Source organism: Paenibacillus thiaminolyticus (genome assembly GCF_007066085.1).
GTDB classification, from domain to species: domain Bacteria; phylum Bacillota; class Bacilli; order Paenibacillales; family Paenibacillaceae; genus Paenibacillus_B; species Paenibacillus_B thiaminolyticus.
Genome location: NZ_CP041405.1, coordinates 626,774 through 642,099, shown reverse-complemented (window position 1 = coordinate 642,099; position 15,326 = coordinate 626,774). Strand labels below are relative to the sequence as shown.

The window sequence follows — 15,326 nt, the reverse complement described above, 5'->3', positions numbered from 1 at the left end:
TTTTTAAATAGTATAACAAATAAATGATGGAAAAAAAAGGCTTATTATCCTGTCAAAAAGATCCATTTTGGAAAAAGAACAATAGAGCGTATTAAAAGAGTCCGATTCCATGTGCAAGAAGCGTATCAGAGAAAGGCAGGGAGCGGGCATGAGAGGATGGCTGTTCGGGTAAATTAATCCTATTCACAACAAGTGGGAGGCTTATGTGCATGAAAGCAAAGATTACCCCTTATCTTATGTTCCGGGGGGAGGCGGAAGAAGCGATGAACTATTATATCGATGCGTTCGGTTCCGGCGAGATCGTGAGGATGAACCGCTATGGCGATGCCAGGAGCAATGTGGAGTGGAGCATCGCGGAGGAGGACTACGACAAGCTCATTCACGGGGAGTTCATCGTCGGCGGCCAGACGATCTACTGCGCTGACAGCACGGGACCCGGGCATGGGCAGCATGCGGAGGAGCATCGCGTCCATCTGACGATCGCCTGCGGCAGCGAGGAGGAGATAACCCGGCTATACGAACGGTTGTCTGGAGGGGGGCGGGTTCTGATGCCATTGCAGCTCACCTTCTGGCAATCGAAATTCGCGGTGGTCGAGGACCGATTCGGCATTCGCTGGCAGTTGGACCTGCCGCAGCATCCCGCTTCCTGAACGAAGGGGATAGTACATACGCTGATAAAGCGTGATTTGTGCTTGGATGAAAATTTCTCATGTTCGGTTGAATTGGTTACATAATAAACATTACGTAAACCAGATGCGTGGCTATGTCCGGGTTGTCAAGCTTGCCCGGCCTACCGGCACGCACAAGCCCGGAGAACGGTTCTCCGGGCCTGTTCATGGTTATATCGCATGGAAAGGCTTAATATGGCGCCGTCTGATAGGCGAATAGAGGGGATACATGTTCATTGCTGTACGATTGATGGAAAATATGGGTCGCCGCAGGCGACATCGGCGGAATCAGCCACGTCCAATCGCCGGTAAGCGGACGGTTCGCCTCCGCTTCCTGCTGCTCGAAGCGCTTGAACTGCTGGGCCGCGGTATGATGGTCGACGATGCTGACGCCGGCTTCCTTAAAAGAGTGCAGCACGGCCGCATTCAGCTCGACCAGAGCCCGATCCTTCCATAGGGTCGTATTGGAAGCGGTGTTCAGCCCCATCCGCGCCGCGATGGCAGGCAGCTGATGATAGCGCTGCTCATCCGCCAGATTGCGGGCGCCGATCTCCGTGCCCATGTACCAGCCGTTGAACGGTGCCGTCTTGTAATCAATTCCTCCGATCTCAAGCCGCATATCCGCAATGATCGGAACCGCATACCAGCGTAGATCCAACTCTGCGAACCAGCCGAAATCCGGATGCGTCAGCGGGACCTGCAGCACTTCCTCGGGCTTGAGCTCCACCCATTGCGGCGGCTCGCTGCCGACTTGCACGACCAGAGGCAGGATGTCGAATGAGGTTCCGGCGCCCTGCCAGCCCAACGCTTCGCAGATCCGGGTGAAGGGGAGCGAATGCGGATCGCCCCAGCGGCGGCCGCCTCTGTCATAGCCCGCATAGCGGATTAACTGGTGGTTCCAAATCCGAATCGGCTCACAGCCGGGCTCGTCCGCCCGGAACACCGTCACTGTCGGACGAATCTTGCCGCCATTGGTAGCGAAGGCGATATGCCTGCGCAGCGCCTGCAGCACTTCCTCGGCCGTGGACGCCTCCCGCTCGTCGATGACCTGCAGGGACGGCCAGAACAGGCGGCCGATGCACCGGTTGCTGTTGCGCCAGGCCATTTTGGCGCCGTGCTCCAATTCCTCGAATGTATGGGCATAGGTGCCCCGGGCGGCGATCTCCCGCTCAATCTCGCTCATACGCTGCTGCACCGCGGCACCGTCTTTGCCGAGCTCGTGATAGCAGCGTGCGATGAAGCTGGCCGCAGCCGCGATAAGCTTGTCTTCCTGTCTATCTGTTCCCGTCATATCTATTGCTGTCCTTCCTTCAATCCGTCGTCAATACCTTCAGCATATCATACCCGCAATCCCGATCCGGGGACCGTTTCCGACATTTTCTTTACGGCTTCTGAGTCGGCAGATGGCCTGCCCGCGGCCAGACGGCAAGTCCATTGGGAGAAAGGCGCCGGCAGGCGCATCTGGACATAGGCCCAGCAGTCAAGGAATTCATCGTATTGGTGACATGCAAGCTGTCACCAATAGCGTGATATAATGCAGACATCAGAACTGAAAAGAGCACACCAAGAATCGGAAGGAGGAGTCCGCCATGAAACGTTCGGACCGTCTGGCCGCCATTGTGATGGCGCTGCAAACGGGGACGGAGACCGCCCAGTCGCTGGCCGACAAGTTCGAGGTATCGAAGCGAACGATTTTGCGCGACATGCAGGCTCTGAGCGAGATAGGGGTTCCCTTCTATGCATCGAGCGGGCCTGTCGGAGGGTACCGGCTGATGGATGGCTATAAGCTCCCGCCATTGCAGTTCAGTCCGTTGGAGGCGATGACGGTCTTGTGCGCGCTCCAGGGCATGACCCAGCTTGCCGATACACCGTTCAACGCGGAGCGGTGGAGCGCCCTGGACAAAATCAAGCAGGCGCTCCCCGAGCAGGTGAGGAGTGAAATCGAGCCGGTAATGGACAAGCTGATCTTGTCGATGCCGAAGCGGAATTACCGGGTCCCGATGCTGAACCGGCTCATGGATTGTGCGGCGGAAGGCATCTGGATCCGGGCTCATTACCGCTCCGCCAATCAGGCGCGCTGGCTGCGTCTCCGCCCGCTGCGCATCGTGACCGCGCATGGCTTCTGGTATTGCGAAGCATTCTCGCTCGATCATGAGGAAGAGCGCACCTTCCGGGTCGATCGGTTCCAGGAGATTGAACGGATTGAGGATGCCGCAGAGCTGGAAGCGGCCCGGCTGAAGCGCAGCCGCACCAAGAAGACGCGGGATGCCGGCGGGGACGAGATACCTGTCCGTGCCCGCTTGACGTACCGCGGCGCGCTCCTGGCCGAGCAGGACGAGCATATTGGCGATCAGGTGCTCCAGATCGGGGAAGAGGAGTGGGCGGTCGAATTTGCTTGTCCGCGAAGCGAATGGGCGTGGGCGGTCCGCTTCTTCTACGGGCTGGGGCCCGACGGAGAGGTGCTTGCGCCGGCAGCGCTCCGCCGGGAAATCCGTGAGCGGGCGGCACGCATGTGCGAACGATATGCGGCGGATGAGCCGGCAGGGGAGCTCGGTGTTCGACAGATATCGAAGGAGGATGAACTATGAAGCAGCCAATGATTGATACATACGAAGAAGCGATCGAAGTCGTCCGCGCCTACGGCATCCTGCCGCTGGCGCCCTTAATTCCGGATTATCCCTCTCTCTCCGGCATTACGCTGCCTGAGCGCTGGCATTCCGACACCGAGCTGGATCCTTGGCGCTGGCGCGTCCGGTTCCCGGGCGACGGCGTCGCGGCGTACGGCAAGTTCGTGAAGAAGAAGGCGATCTTGGTCGCCAGCGATCTGATTCCTTCGGTGAAGGCGCTGCTCGGAAGCAACCGCAGTATCGCGGAGCGGTACGGCGACGGTCTCTTGTCGAAGGCCGCCAAGGAGGTATACGGCAGGATTGAGGAGGAGCAGGGGATCGAGACCCGCGCGCTGCGCGCGGCGGCTGGCATGAAGGCCAAGGAGAACAAGAAGGTATTCGATCAGGCATTGGCGGAGTTGCAATCCGGACTCGATATCGTCATCTCCGGCGTTAGGGCCCCACGGAACGAGGCCGGCGAGGTGAACGGCTGGAACAGCACCTGCTTCGAGACGCTGGAGCATTGGATGGAGGAGGCAGGAATTCCGCTCGCATCAATGACCGCGGACGAGGCGGCAAGCCGTCTGCAAGCCCGGCTGCAGCATAACAGCAGTCCGCAGGCGATGGCTTCCTTCGCGAAATTATTCGGCTTCTGACTTATATTATTAATCACATTAAATATTAAGGGGGTTTAATAGGATGGAGAAACAATCTCGCTTGGAAGCTGCCGCCTCATTCCTTTATGCCAACGGCCGGCTGCTGGACCAGCGCCGATTCGAGTATCATTTTGCGGGCGGCCGCGCCGAGGATGTGCTGGCCGCGTTGCGGGCCTATCAGAATGAGGATGGCGGGTTCGGTCATGCGTTGGAGCCCGATATCCGCTGTCCGCACAGCCAGCCGGTGCCGACGGAGATGGCGCTGGCGATGATGGACGAGATCGGCGTCGTAGATGCGGACATCATGGCGGGCATCGTGCGGTACTTGCGGAGCATAGCCGTTCCAGACACCGGCGGCTTCCCGCTGGCGTTCCTTCCGGTGAATGATTATCCGCATGCTCCGTGGTGGACGATTGAGGATGACAGCCGCGCTTCGCTGAACCCGACGGGACGGATTATCGGCCTCCTCATGAAGCAGCCCGGTCTGGAAGAGGTCAAGGAAGAAGCATGGTTCCGTCAAGCGGCCGAGTTCGTATGGAGTCGCATTGGACAGCCCGATCTTCACGGTTTCCATGATCTGATTCAGTGTGTCACCTTCCTTGAACATGTCCCGGATCGGGACAGGGCCGAGCCGCTGCTGGAGGAATTGAACCGCGTCCTGCAGCAGCCGGGCATCATCGAGCTGGACCCGCATGCGGAAGGCTATGTGCACAAAGCATTGGATTGGGCTCCATCGCCGGAGAGCTACTGCGCCCGGCTCATAAGCCCGGAAGACATCCGCCGGCATCTGGATGCGTTGGAGGAGGGGCAGCGAGAGGACGGCGGCTGGACGATCAGCTGGCCGGCAGTGAGCCCCGCCTGCGAGCTCGAATGGCGCGGCGGCGTCACGGTCGACCGCCTGCTGACGCTTCGCCGCTACGGCAGATTGCCCCGCTCCTAATCATTACGGCGTCCCCTGCCTTGAACGGGCAGGGGACGAACGATGCTATCGCTGCTGCGAATCGGCCCGTTCCAGCATGACGGAACGGAGCTTTACTTTGTCCGCCTGCCAGATCTCGGTGAATCTCGGATTGCGATCCTTGATGAGGGTGGAGGTAAGCGTCAGCTCATAGGTGCCGGGTACCGGAATGAAGACGTTCGCGAGCCGGGAATGGACCTCCTTGTAAGGATGCTGGCATGCCGGGGATTCGGCGATGATCGAATCTTCCTGCGGCACCGTCTCGATCGTCTCGCCGGCGAACGTTAGCCGGATGCCTTCGGCATAGGAATCGGCGAGCGCCCCGTCGGCGCGCTTGAAGCTAATCAGTGAGAGCGAATAGGTGCCAGGCTCGGTGATCGCGATGTCCCAGGCCGCACGCCGCGCCGCCATGGTTCCATCGCCGAGGCCGTCCGCCTTCGTCACCTCTCCTGACGTTACGTCAACCTTCAGCATGCCGGACGGGAGCACCGTGAATCCGGTATCGAGATCGTTCACATCCTCGACTTCCAGCACGATCACAGATACCGACTGATCCGGGGCCGTGTCCGGCAGGGAGACGGATAAAGTATGGCGTTCCGTGCCGCCATGATAGGTATGGGTGAGGGGAAGCACTCGTTTCAACGGATCGGCGAGCAGGTACGCCTTGAGTACGCGGCTGCGCATCCCTTGCAGCTTCAAGTGGCCGCGCGGCCACTTGTCATTGAATACATGAAGGAAGAGGCGTCCCGGCTTCGCCGTCACGGCACCCCAATCGAACTCGTATGGGAAGGGGCTCGCTGCAGTGCCGTAGATCGCTTCCGCATTCCGCTCCGTCCACGTCCCGATCTCGCGCAGCCGTTCCACTGCCGGCTCCGGTATCGTTCCTTTTGGCGACGGACCGACATTTAACAGCAGGTTACCTCCCTTGCTCACGATGTTCACGAGCTTGCGAATGAGGGAGTCCGCCGTCTTCCATACTTGATCCTTCGGGCAATATCCCCATGTCTCATTCAATGTCATCGGCGTCTCCCACGGCTGGGACTCCTCTCCGTACATTGGCGTCTCATTGTCACCCTTGGATTGATAATCGCCCATTCCCCGGTAATGGCTGACCCGGCTGTTAATGAGACAATCCGGCTGAAGGCGGCGCACATGGGCGACGATATCCTCGCTGTCTTCCTTCGACAACCCGCCCGCCGTATCGAACCAGATGAGGCCGATCGGACCGTATTCGGTGAGCAGCTCCCTGAGTTGCGGCTTCACAAGCTCATTCCAATACAGATCGAATTGCTTCTCTTCCATTTTGTAATCCCATATGTTGTTGGCGGATTGATGCACCGAGTGCGGATGGTGCCAGTCGATGACATGTGAATAATAGAAGCAAAGGCGGATGCCTTCCTCCTGACAGGCCTGCGCCAGCTCCTTCATCGGATCGCGCTGGAATGGCGTCGCATCGACGATATTGAACGGTTCGGCCTGGGAACCATACATCGCGAATCCGTCGTGATGCTTGGCGGTAATCACGATGTATTTCATGCCCGCCTGCCGTGCCAGCCGCACCCATTCCCGCGCGTTGAAGCGCACGGGATTGAATTGCTCTGCCAGCGATTCATATTCGGCAACCGGGATTTTCGACCCGTACATATGCCATTCGCCTTCTCCGGGAAGGGCATACAGTCCCCAATGAATGAACATGCCGAACTTCGCTTCCGTCCACCAGCTCATCCGCTCTGCCTGCATGCGTTTCGCTTGTTGAACCGCCCCTGCTACATTCATTCCACCGCCTCCTTGACATGGATTAGGCACCGTATGGCCATGAATGGCGAGTTGTGATGCCTCTTTCCCTCATAATTATTCGCTCTTTGCCTGTATCATCACTGCTGCGTCGCTATGCCCGGACTATTTGGCTCGATTGCCTCCACAATTTTTGCGCAGTTCATCTTCTGAACGGCTGGCTTATTGGGGCAAAACCGATCGGCTGCGGTCATCTGAAAGCATTCTGTCAATCATCGATCTGGCCAGACCGGTGACGGGACCGCGGAACGGCACGGCGCCGCGGACTCGTATTCAGCTCCTTCCAGACGACGGTTCCCCTGATGCAGCTGTCCGCTACCCCTTCAGCAACGTCAGCAGCATGTATCCGGCCATTCCCCATATCAAGACGGCCGATCCTTTGTTCAGCCAAGCCAGGCGTTGGCCCGTCGTATCCAGCTTGCGCAGCACCCTGCCGGCGATCGCCAGGGAGATGAACCATAACCAGGATATGAGCACGGCGGCGGCGGCAAATATAACCCGGTCCATTCCCGCATACTGCAATGAGCTCGTGCCGATGACTCCGATCGTGTCCATAATCGCGTGCGGGTTCAACAGCGACACCGAAGCCGTAAAGATCATTTGCCGCTTGATCGTATCCGCGCGATGGTGCTGCTGAACGCCGTCTCCGGCCGATTTCCACAGACTATACCCAATATAGAGGAGAAACAGAAATCCGGCGGCGAACAGCACATTTTTCAGCCAGATCCATTGGAGAAGCAGCAGCGATACGCCTTGAACGGCGAGCACGATGAGCAGCGTATCGCACAAGGAGGCGGTGATGACGGCCGGCGCCGCCTTCCACAGCCGGGAATGCAGCGCTCCCTGATTGAAAATGAATACGTTCTGAACTCCTAACGGCAATATCAGTCCGAATGCCAGCAATATTCCATGGACAAAAGGTTCCCACATCTGTTCTCTTCCTTCCTGTTGCTTGTTGCGTCTTGCGCAGGACAAGGTCAAGCATACCTGCCCGGCTTCGGGTTGTCACCGACCATTTGGTTGTGTCCGAGCCCAACCAAAAGCTATAATGGAACTGCGACGCGCAGGCTTCCGGCCTGCGGACGGTCAGGGAAGGAGAGCGGCCGATGCCGAATATATATAAGGCGGATTGGAAGCCGGATCTCCGGCTTCCGCTGCCCATCTACAGACAGATCGAGCAATATGTTCAAGCGAGGATTCGCAGCGGCGAATGGAGCATCGGCATGAAGCTTCCGCCGCAGCGGACGCTGGCCGAAGCCTTCGGCGTCAATCGAAGCACGGTCGTTACCGCGATGGAAGCGCTGATGGCAGAAGGGTGGATTGAAGGCCGGGGCCGAGGCGGCACCCGGGTCATCGGCATTCCCGATGAGCAGCGCGCCCGGCGCCCGATGAATCTGCCGGATTGGAACGCATACGTCGAAGAAGGGGCGCATTACCCGAATCTGCCGATGATCCAGCGCATTAACCGGCTGGAATTCGATCCGGATATCATCCGGCTCGGCACAGGCGAGTTATCGCCCGAGCTTCTGCCACAGGAACAGATCCGGGAGCTCTTCGCTTCCTTGGCCGAGCGGCCCGTCTCCCTTGGCTACGAGCACCCGCAAGGGGATGAAGAGCTAAGGCGGCTACTGAGCCGGGAGTTAGCCCGCCAAGGAATCCAGGCGTCGCCGTCGGCCATCCTCATCGTCTCCGGAGCGCTGCAGGCGCTTCAGCTCATCTCGGCCGGGCTGCTGGGGCGCCAGTCGGCCATCTTGCTGGAGAAGCCGTCATACTTATATTCGATTCACGCGTTCCAATCGGCCGGCATGAAGCTGATTGGCTTGCCGGTGGACGAGGAAGGGCTTCGTCTGTCCGAGCTCGAGCGGTGCTGGCGGACCTATCGCGCCTCGATGCTCTATACGATTCCGACCTTCCACAATCCGACCGGAACGGTGATGAGCGACTTACGCCGTCAGCAGCTGCTGACATTATGCGAGACGATCGGGCTGCCAGTGCTGGAAGACGGCGCATACCAGGAATTATGGCTTGATCGGGAGCCTCCGGCGCCGTTGAAGTCACGCGATGAGCATGGCATCGTCCTGCATGTGGGCACGATGTCGAAATCGGTCAGTCCCGGCTTGCGGATCGGCTGGGTTGCCGGCCCGGAGCCGGTTATCGAGCGGTTGGCCGATATTAAAATGCAAACCGATTACGGCTCCAGCTCTTTGTCGCAGCAGGCCGCGAAAATGTGGTTCGCTTCCGGCATGCATCTGCCTCATCTGAACGAGATACGCCAACGGCTGCGGGAGCGGCGCGACGCCATGCTGGCGCTGCTGGACGTCTACTGGCCGGATATTGCCGACTGGTCGAAGCCGGAGGGGGGCTTCTATGTCTGGGTCAGCCTGAGGTCGCCGGTTCCGGTGCAGCGGCTGTTCAATCAGGCGTTGAAGCATGGCATCTTATTGAATCCCGGGGTGCTGTATGACCGTTCTGCGGTCCGCCAGCTGCGCTTGTCCTATGCCTATGCGTCGGTGCCTGAGCTGGAGCATGCGCTGAAGCTGCTTCCGCAGCTGATTCGCGGCCGGTAAGCGACCGGTAAATGGAACGCATTAAGTACGACATAATATATATTATGTAAACTAAGTGTGGTTCTATTCGACATTTCCTCCTAAAAGTCTAAATAGCAAGCATTTACAACTAATTAATGACATTAATTATAATCCGCTCCGTTGAATTGAACGATTCCCCCGGCTCTCTCGTATCATCTATACCATGCCATGAAGATAAGGAGAGAGCTAACCCATGATTATTGTGACTACAGAGTGTCCCCCGAACTGGAAAGTGAAAGAGGCGATCGGCCCCGTCTTCGGACTGACGGTCCGATCGCGCGGCATCGGCAAAGATATAGCCGCCGCCGTCAAAGGCCTGGTCGGCGGGGAGATTCGTCAATATACCGAGATGCTGGAAGACGCGCGCAAGCAGGCGCTGGATCGGATGGTGGCGAACGCCCGGACGATGGGCGCCAACGGCATCGTGATGGTGCGCTTCGATTCAGGGGAGGCGGGGAACCGGATGAGCGAGATTGTCGCCTATGGTACAGCGGTGATCCTGGTGGAGGAGACGCCATGCTGAAGTGGATACTGGCGTATTTCGGCTTCCAGCTCATTTTGTTCCTGATCCTGCTGCTGGTCGCCAGGAAGAAGGACCGCAGACTGCATCTGGAGCAGGCGGAGGAGGTGCCGGACGGCTGCATCCCGACACGGGAAGTATCCCGCGATCCGACGACCGGGCAGATCGTTACCGTGTACTATGATCCGGCGACAGGGAAGCGGTATTACCTGCATGAGGCCGCGAAATCGAAGCTGTGAAGGCGGTCATCCCTTCGAGAAAATAACGGAAGGATCAAATATTTAGAAAATTTAGAAAAAAGCTGTTTCACTCCGTTCCGCATTGGGTAAGTTGATCTATAACCCTATTATACTTCACATCTTCTGTGAGCATAGGGAACATTGAAGGAGGTTGTTATGTCATGAGTGCACAGGGCAATACTTCTCAACTTACCGCTGAACGGAGAACGGATTTCAAGCGTTCCTCCAACCGCAGCCTGCGCCAGGGCGGGCGGATTCCGGCCGTTGTCTACGGTCCGTCCATGGAGGGAATTCCAATACATCTGGATGCGAAGGAAGTCTATAAGTTCGCGCGTACGAGTCGTTCCGAATTGTTCCACCTGAAGGTCGAAGGCAAGACCATTCCTGCCGTTATCAAAGCTGTGCAAGAGCGCTGGGGCAACTGGATCCACCTCGATATCCAGGAGGTGTCCGAGAACAAGCCGCTGCGTGTCAAGATCGCGCTGGATTATCAAGGGGTCGCAGCCGGCACGAAGGTGGGCGGCGTATTGCAGACCCAGGAAGTGGAGCTTGAAGTCGAAGGTCTTCCTTCCGCTCTGCCTACCTCGATTCCCGTCGACATTTCTCATCTGAAAGTGGGGGACAAGCTGACGGCCAGCGAATTGAAGCTGCCGGCAGGCATCCAGCTGACCGGAACGGGCACCGAGCTGCTGGCTTCCATTATTCTTCCGCGCGGCGCCGGGGCGGCGGAGACGGAAGAAGATTCCGTCGAGGGCGCAGCGAAGTAGGTTAGCGTATCAGCCCTTATCTATATTGAGTAGAACACAGCACCTGACAGCTATTGTTAGGTGCTTTTTTTGTATAAGAGATTTCATGGTTCCGGCAAAATGGTGCACACTACCTAATGACATCATTATGCTCGTATGGTAGAGCGTTGCCAAAGCAGGAAGGAGCCTTGAACGTGACTGGTAGAGCTTTCATATGCATCCTCTGTTGCAGTCTGTTCTGCACAATATGCTTCGGCTGCAGGGCTCCCTCGGCTCTGCCGCAAGCAACGGAGCAGCTTGCGGCCGGCCAAGCCGGCATTCGAGAAGGAGAGGCGCCTTCGTCGCCTTCGCGGGAAGCTGCACCATCCGCAGCAGAGCGGGACAAGCTAGCCGGCAAGCAGGCCAGGCGCCCCCTTCCGGGGGCGGACAGCCCGGGGGTTCTCGTCAATAAGCGGCACGGACTTCCCCCTGGTTATGCGCCGCGCGATCTGACCTTCCCGAAGGTGCGGACGCTTACGGGAATGAAGTCGAAGCGGTATTTGCTGCGCCGGGAAGCGGCCCAGGCATTGGAGCGGCTGTTCGCCGCGGCCGAGCGGGAAGATGTATATCTGGCCAGCGTCTCGGCTTACCGCTCGTCTGCCGCGCAGGCGGCGGTCTACGGTCAATATGTCCATACCGAAGGTTCCCGGCGGGCAAGCTCATACAGCGCTGCCCCGGGCCACAGCGAGCATGAGACTGGCTTGGCGGTCGATCTGTCCGGCAGCGACGGCCGGTGCGCGGTCCAGGACTGCTTCGCGGATACGAAGGAAGCGAAGTGGCTGGCGAAGCATGCGCACCGCTTCGGCTATATTATCCGCTATCCGCGCGGGAAGGAGGAGATAACCGGGTATCAGTATGAACCGTGGCATCTCCGCTATGTCGGCCGGGATCTGGCCGAACGGTTAGAGGCAGAGGGGATGACGCTGGAAGAGTATTATGGGGTGGATAACGGCGAAGGCGAATAAGGAAAAGCATTGGCCCCGTACCCGAAAGGCAGGGGGCCAATAGCGCAGCCGTTCAAAAGTAATCCGAAAAATAAGGCGTCTGGCGATCGATCAGCTTCTCTAGCTGCTCAATCGTCGCCTGCTGCGCCTGGAAGCGGCCTGCCCGCGCCAAATAAGCGGGACGCTTGTAGCCCATCAGCATCGTCGTCAGCGTCTGAATATCGAAGGCCGCTGCCGGGACGCCTCCGCCCTCATTCAAGTGGCCGCGGCCCTGCTCATCCACCTTCAGCGTGAATTTGCCCTGATTCCATTCCAGCATCGGGTCGTGAAGCATGAAGGTCAGTTGGCATGCCGCCGCCTGGGGCAGGAACGGATATTGCTTCACGAAGCGGTGAATATCGACGATTCGCGCCATATAGTATGGGGAGATCGTCTCCTTGATGTCGCTGTCCTCGAGCAGGAAGGCGAGAGGCTCAGTTGTGTAAATATGGCCTTTGACCCGTGTAATCATCGAGAAATGGGCGCTGATGAAATTCCACAGCCCCGCGCGTGCCTCTCCGTCAATGAACACCATTTCCTTCATGTGGAACACTTCTTCCGCAATCCAATAGAGCAGATAGCCTTGCGGCTTCTGATCCTCGTCATAATAGACCGCCACCGTCAGATCGTCTAGATCCCAGCGCAAATATTCTTCCCATGCGAGATCGCTCCGCAGCATCGCTCCGTGATGGGCCATGGCGAAGCGTCTGTATACGTCGCGAATATCCGGGTGATCAATCGAGAGACGCTCCACGCTGCCGGGCACCGTCTTGAGCTTCGGGAGCTGTGTATCCTTCACCTCGAACGAGATTTTGTCGGAGATGATCTCCCAGCCCTTGCGGCGGTAGAACGGAATCGAATACGGATACAGATACGATATCGATTGCTCACGTTCGCGCATGTTCGCGAGCGCCTGGCGCATTAATTGGCTCATCAGGCCGAGATTGGCGTATTCCGGATAAGTGCCTACGCCGGTCAAGCCGCCCATATCATAGATCTCTCCGAAAATATTGACCTGAAACGGATACACGGCCAACTGGGAGATCAGCTTGTCGCCATCGAACCAGCCGAGAACATCGGCCTCCTTCAGTACAGGCAGCTTCGCCTGCGCAATCTCGCGGTTCTCCCAGCCGAACGTCTGCAGATCATGGTTGGTGACTTGAAATACATAGCGAAGCAGGTCATTGAATTGGTCTCCATGCTTCGGTTCGACCTTTTTCATTTTCAGTCTGTCTTGGAGCTTCTGGCGGCTCATCGCATGTCCCTCCACATTTTGTCTTTCCCGTTATTATGTAGTGTATCCAAGCATGCTTATGAATGCAAACGGGAATGGACTGCGGCCGTGAACGCTAGTTGACATGCCCTCCCGCGTACCTATATAATCGGAGTAACCGAATAGCGCTTTCTTCATTGAAGGGGAGTAGCTACTACAATAAAGTCGTCATTTCGGGCTTATCGCCCCGGCTTTATTGGCAACGCCAGCGTTGTAAGCAAGACCTTTACCGCATGTGCAGGGTAGAGGTCTTTTTTGTACACATTGAGGCCTTTACCGTCTATCGGTAGAGGTCTTTTTTCATTCTAGATTCTGTTGGGGGGTGATCCGCACAGCTTACGGCGATGGCTTATCAGCTTGATGAATGTCAACTCAGAAGATACACGACATACCTATCTAAAATCTGTTGGAGGGATGACACATGAATTGTCCAATCTGCAATGATGTCCGGATGCGCGAAGTGGAAAAGGAAGGCGTAGCGATCGATGTATGCCCGAGCTGCAAGGGCGTCTGGCTGGATCGGGGAGAGCTGGAGAAGCTGATGTCCGACGTGCGAAGAGAACGCAAGGAATATCAGGAATGGTACGACGAACGCGACCATCGTCCGCATAAGGGAGATTACGGCCATTACGATTCGGGCCATCGCCCGCCATCCTACAAGCCGTACAAGAAAAAAACGGTGCTCGACCGGTTGGGCGATTTGTTCGACTGAGCAGCTTCCTCGCTCCGGCTTATCGTCCCGGAACGGCAGAGGAAGTGTCTCACAGGCACTGCAAAATGATGGAGATAACGAGTCAACAGAGAATGTGGATGCGGGAAAAACGGAAATGCTCGCATAGAGACTGTACAGATCGAAAAATGGCGGCGCGCACAACGGTGGAAGATGGATGAAGCAGTGAAATGCTGCGTGGATGCATCAATTTCTGCTCTTTAAGGCGCTATTTGATGAAATTCCTGCAAAAGTACGTTATGTTCATCCGATTTTTGCTTTTATTGATTGGATGGTTATAAATTGATGCCGTTTTGCAGGATTCTGTGTAACGGAGTACATGTCATAAAGGAAAAGTGCATTTTTGGAGTTTTTCCGCGAGTCGAGCTTTGAGAATGAGGGGGCTGTCTCACTGTAGTGAAATACTACTTTTGGGACACCCCCTTTGTGCTGTTCAGACACGATGGTATGGATATCCGTCCACAAGGAATGAGGCGTGTAGTTTTTAATAAACCGTGCTCATTCGTACATGGAGATTGTATCCTGTACGGCGCTCCGGTTAATAAGATTTTTACGCCGATAGTGGTTATATGTTAAAATGTGGGTGTTGCCTGAGCAGGCGATACGGGAACCATGCAGAAGCGGGAGGGGAATCGATGATAACCCGGCCGAAGCCGAGATCGAAGCTGCGAATCACGTTGGGAATGATGTATTTCCGGGGCTGAACGGAATTGTTATTCAACCCGGCGAGACCTTCTCTTACTGGAGGCTCATCGGGAAGCCGACCCGCAGAAAAGGATATGTGGACGGCATGGTCCTGTTCTATGGCGGATTCAAGACCGGTGTGGGCGGCGGTCTGTGCCAGTTGTCCAACCTCATCTATTGGACTGCGCTGCACACGCCGCTCGAGGTGACGGAGAGGCATCGGCACAGCTACGATGTCTTTCCCGATTCGAACCGGACACAGCCGTTCGGCAGCGGTGCGACCTGTGTCTATAATTATTTGGACCTGCAAATCTACAATCGGACGACAGAGCCCTATCAGCTCCAGCTTGCGCTGGAAAAGGATATGCTTGTCGGAAGGTGGCGAAGCGGGGCGCCTCATCCGTACCGGTACGAAATTGTCGAGCAAGATCATCGGATTACCCAGGAGCATTGGGGCGGTTACGTCCGGCATAATCTGATCTGCCGGCACCAGTTCAACGGGAACGGGGACAAGATCGCGGAACAAGATGTGGCCGAGAATCATGCGCTTATGATGTACTCTCCCTTGCTGGCTGATGCGGAGACGCGCAGCGGCAATAGCGGGTGACCCGTGCGGCGGCTTGCGGCACAGAATGAGCAAGCGAATGGAGCGCATATGAAGCGCATAGTGGAAAATAGGATGGAATCTTCTTGCGGCGTAGGGAATACACCCTATGCCTTTTTTGGCGTTCGAATGACTGGGGTCGATTCTCTGCAAAGTGTTCGCGGATATTGAATATCGTTAGACGAACATCGGACACGCTCCATTGCCGCATCCCATAGAATGCAGAGATAGTAGAAAA

At 57.0% G+C, this 15,326-nt stretch carries 15 protein-coding genes; 11 read left to right on the top strand and 4 right to left on the bottom strand.

Annotation, left to right across the window (positions count from 1 at the left end; all coding sequences use genetic code 11):
• Nucleotides 1–209: 209 nt before the first annotated feature.
• Nucleotides 210–650, top strand: coding sequence for a VOC family protein (locus FLT43_RS02795; protein ID WP_087440498.1), 441 nt, complete (start codon nt 210–212; stop codon nt 648–650).
• Between the two features lie 208 nt (nt 651–858).
• Here the strand turns inward: FLT43_RS02795 and FLT43_RS02790 are convergent, their stop codons facing one another.
• A complete protein-coding gene (locus FLT43_RS02790) occupies nt 859–1,959 on the bottom strand; it encodes a nitric oxide synthase oxygenase (RefSeq protein WP_087440497.1) in 1,101 nt (366 codons plus the stop codon).
• 298 nt (nt 1,960–2,257) lie between these two features.
• On the opposite strand from FLT43_RS02790, the gene FLT43_RS02785 reads away from it, so the two are divergent.
• Genes FLT43_RS02785 through FLT43_RS02775 form a run of 3 tightly spaced genes read left to right on the top strand, consistent with a single transcriptional unit; the run spans nt 2,258 to nt 4,870 of the window.
• Nucleotides 2,258–3,256, top strand: coding sequence for a helix-turn-helix transcriptional regulator (locus FLT43_RS02785; RefSeq protein WP_087440496.1), 999 nt, complete (start codon nt 2,258–2,260; stop codon nt 3,254–3,256).
• A complete protein-coding gene (locus FLT43_RS02780) occupies nt 3,253–3,930 on the top strand; it encodes an AlkZ-related protein (RefSeq protein WP_087440495.1) in 678 nt (225 codons plus the stop codon). Before FLT43_RS02785 ends, FLT43_RS02780 begins: the two co-directional genes overlap by 4 nt.
• 43 nt (nt 3,931–3,973) lie before the next feature.
• On the top strand, nt 3,974–4,870 hold the full coding sequence (locus FLT43_RS02775) for a hypothetical protein (protein ID WP_087440494.1): 897 nt from the start codon (nt 3,974–3,976) through the stop codon (nt 4,868–4,870).
• A gap of 45 nt (nt 4,871–4,915) precedes the next feature.
• Here the strand turns inward: FLT43_RS02775 and FLT43_RS02770 are convergent, their stop codons facing one another.
• Together FLT43_RS02770 and FLT43_RS02765 are read right to left on the bottom strand one after the other, a co-directional pair.
• The gene (locus tag FLT43_RS02770; RefSeq protein WP_087440493.1) at nt 4,916–6,664 is read right to left on the bottom strand and encodes an alpha-L-fucosidase; all 1,749 of its coding nucleotides are present in this window, start codon (nt 6,662–6,664) and stop codon (nt 4,916–4,918) included.
• Nucleotides 6,665–6,997: 333 nt separating this feature from the next.
• On the bottom strand, nt 6,998–7,612 hold the full coding sequence (locus tag FLT43_RS02765; protein ID WP_115057882.1) for a LysE/ArgO family amino acid transporter: 615 nt from the start codon (nt 7,610–7,612) through the stop codon (nt 6,998–7,000).
• Between the two features lie 176 nt (nt 7,613–7,788).
• Here FLT43_RS02765 and FLT43_RS02760 point away from each other — a divergent pair, with 176 nt between their 5' ends.
• The 5 genes from FLT43_RS02760 to FLT43_RS02740 all read left to right on the top strand — a co-directional run bounded on the left by FLT43_RS02760 (nt 7,789) and on the right by FLT43_RS02740 (nt 11,779).
• A complete protein-coding gene (locus FLT43_RS02760; protein WP_087440492.1) occupies nt 7,789–9,249 on the top strand; it encodes an aminotransferase-like domain-containing protein in 1,461 nt (486 codons plus the stop codon).
• A 214-nt stretch (nt 9,250–9,463) separates the two neighbouring features.
• Nucleotides 9,464–9,793, top strand: coding sequence for a heavy metal-binding domain-containing protein (locus tag FLT43_RS02755; protein WP_087440491.1), 330 nt, complete (start codon nt 9,464–9,466; stop codon nt 9,791–9,793).
• The gene (locus FLT43_RS02750) at nt 9,787–10,029 is read left to right on the top strand and encodes a hypothetical protein (protein ID WP_087440490.1); all 243 of its coding nucleotides are present in this window, start codon (nt 9,787–9,789) and stop codon (nt 10,027–10,029) included. The genes FLT43_RS02755 and FLT43_RS02750 overlap by 7 nt, the downstream gene beginning before the upstream one ends.
• A gap of 161 nt (nt 10,030–10,190) precedes the next feature.
• Entirely contained in the window at nt 10,191–10,796 is a 606-nt protein-coding gene (locus FLT43_RS02745) for a 50S ribosomal protein L25 (RefSeq protein ID WP_087440489.1), read from the top strand.
• 173 nt (nt 10,797–10,969) lie between these two features.
• Entirely contained in the window at nt 10,970–11,779 is an 810-nt protein-coding gene (locus tag FLT43_RS02740; RefSeq protein ID WP_244194017.1) for a M15 family metallopeptidase, read from the top strand.
• A gap of 52 nt (nt 11,780–11,831) precedes the next feature.
• Here FLT43_RS02740 and FLT43_RS02735 read toward each other — a convergent pair whose 3' ends face one another.
• Nucleotides 11,832–13,052 carry a GNAT family N-acetyltransferase gene (locus FLT43_RS02735; RefSeq protein WP_087440487.1) on the bottom strand — a complete coding sequence of 407 codons (1,221 nt, stop codon included), beginning with the start codon at nt 13,050–13,052 and terminating at the stop codon, nt 11,832–11,834.
• 439 nt (nt 13,053–13,491) lie between these two features.
• On the opposite strand from FLT43_RS02735, the gene FLT43_RS02730 reads away from it, so the two are divergent.
• Together FLT43_RS02730 and FLT43_RS02725 are read left to right on the top strand one after the other, a co-directional pair.
• Nucleotides 13,492–13,782 (top strand): TFIIB-type zinc ribbon-containing protein, encoded by a 291-nt coding sequence (locus FLT43_RS02730; protein WP_087440486.1) that lies wholly within the window; start codon nt 13,492–13,494, stop codon nt 13,780–13,782.
• A gap of 595 nt (nt 13,783–14,377) precedes the next feature.
• Entirely contained in the window at nt 14,378–15,091 is a 714-nt protein-coding gene (locus FLT43_RS02725; protein WP_087440485.1) for a VanW family protein, read from the top strand.
• The last annotated feature ends 235 nt before the right edge of the window (nt 15,092–15,326 follow it).

Coding starts and splice junctions, on each gene's coding strand:
- FLT43_RS02790 (WP_087440497.1), bottom strand. CDS start 1,959: ATGACGGGAACAGATAGACAGGAAGACAAGCTTATCGCGGCTGCGGCC.
- FLT43_RS02735 (WP_087440487.1), bottom strand. CDS start 13,052: ATGAGCCGCCAGAAGCTCCAAGACAGACTGAAAATGAAAAAGGTCGAA.
- FLT43_RS02765 (WP_115057882.1), bottom strand. CDS start 7,612: ATGTGGGAACCTTTTGTCCATGGAATATTGCTGGCATTCGGACTGATA.
- FLT43_RS02770 (WP_087440493.1), bottom strand. CDS start 6,664: ATGAATGTAGCAGGGGCGGTTCAACAAGCGAAACGCATGCAGGCAGAG.
- FLT43_RS02725 (WP_087440485.1), top strand. CDS start 14,378: ATGTGGGTGTTGCCTGAGCAGGCGATACGGGAACCATGCAGAAGCGGG.
- FLT43_RS02785 (WP_087440496.1), top strand. CDS start 2,258: ATGAAACGTTCGGACCGTCTGGCCGCCATTGTGATGGCGCTGCAAACG.
- FLT43_RS02745 (WP_087440489.1), top strand. CDS start 10,191: ATGAGTGCACAGGGCAATACTTCTCAACTTACCGCTGAACGGAGAACG.
- FLT43_RS02795 (WP_087440498.1), top strand. CDS start 210: ATGAAAGCAAAGATTACCCCTTATCTTATGTTCCGGGGGGAGGCGGAA.
- FLT43_RS02775 (WP_087440494.1), top strand. CDS start 3,974: ATGGAGAAACAATCTCGCTTGGAAGCTGCCGCCTCATTCCTTTATGCC.
- FLT43_RS02760 (WP_087440492.1), top strand. CDS start 7,789: ATGCCGAATATATATAAGGCGGATTGGAAGCCGGATCTCCGGCTTCCG.
- FLT43_RS02750 (WP_087440490.1), top strand. CDS start 9,787: ATGCTGAAGTGGATACTGGCGTATTTCGGCTTCCAGCTCATTTTGTTC.
- FLT43_RS02755 (WP_087440491.1), top strand. CDS start 9,464: ATGATTATTGTGACTACAGAGTGTCCCCCGAACTGGAAAGTGAAAGAG.
- FLT43_RS02730 (WP_087440486.1), top strand. CDS start 13,492: ATGAATTGTCCAATCTGCAATGATGTCCGGATGCGCGAAGTGGAAAAG.
- FLT43_RS02780 (WP_087440495.1), top strand. CDS start 3,253: ATGAAGCAGCCAATGATTGATACATACGAAGAAGCGATCGAAGTCGTC.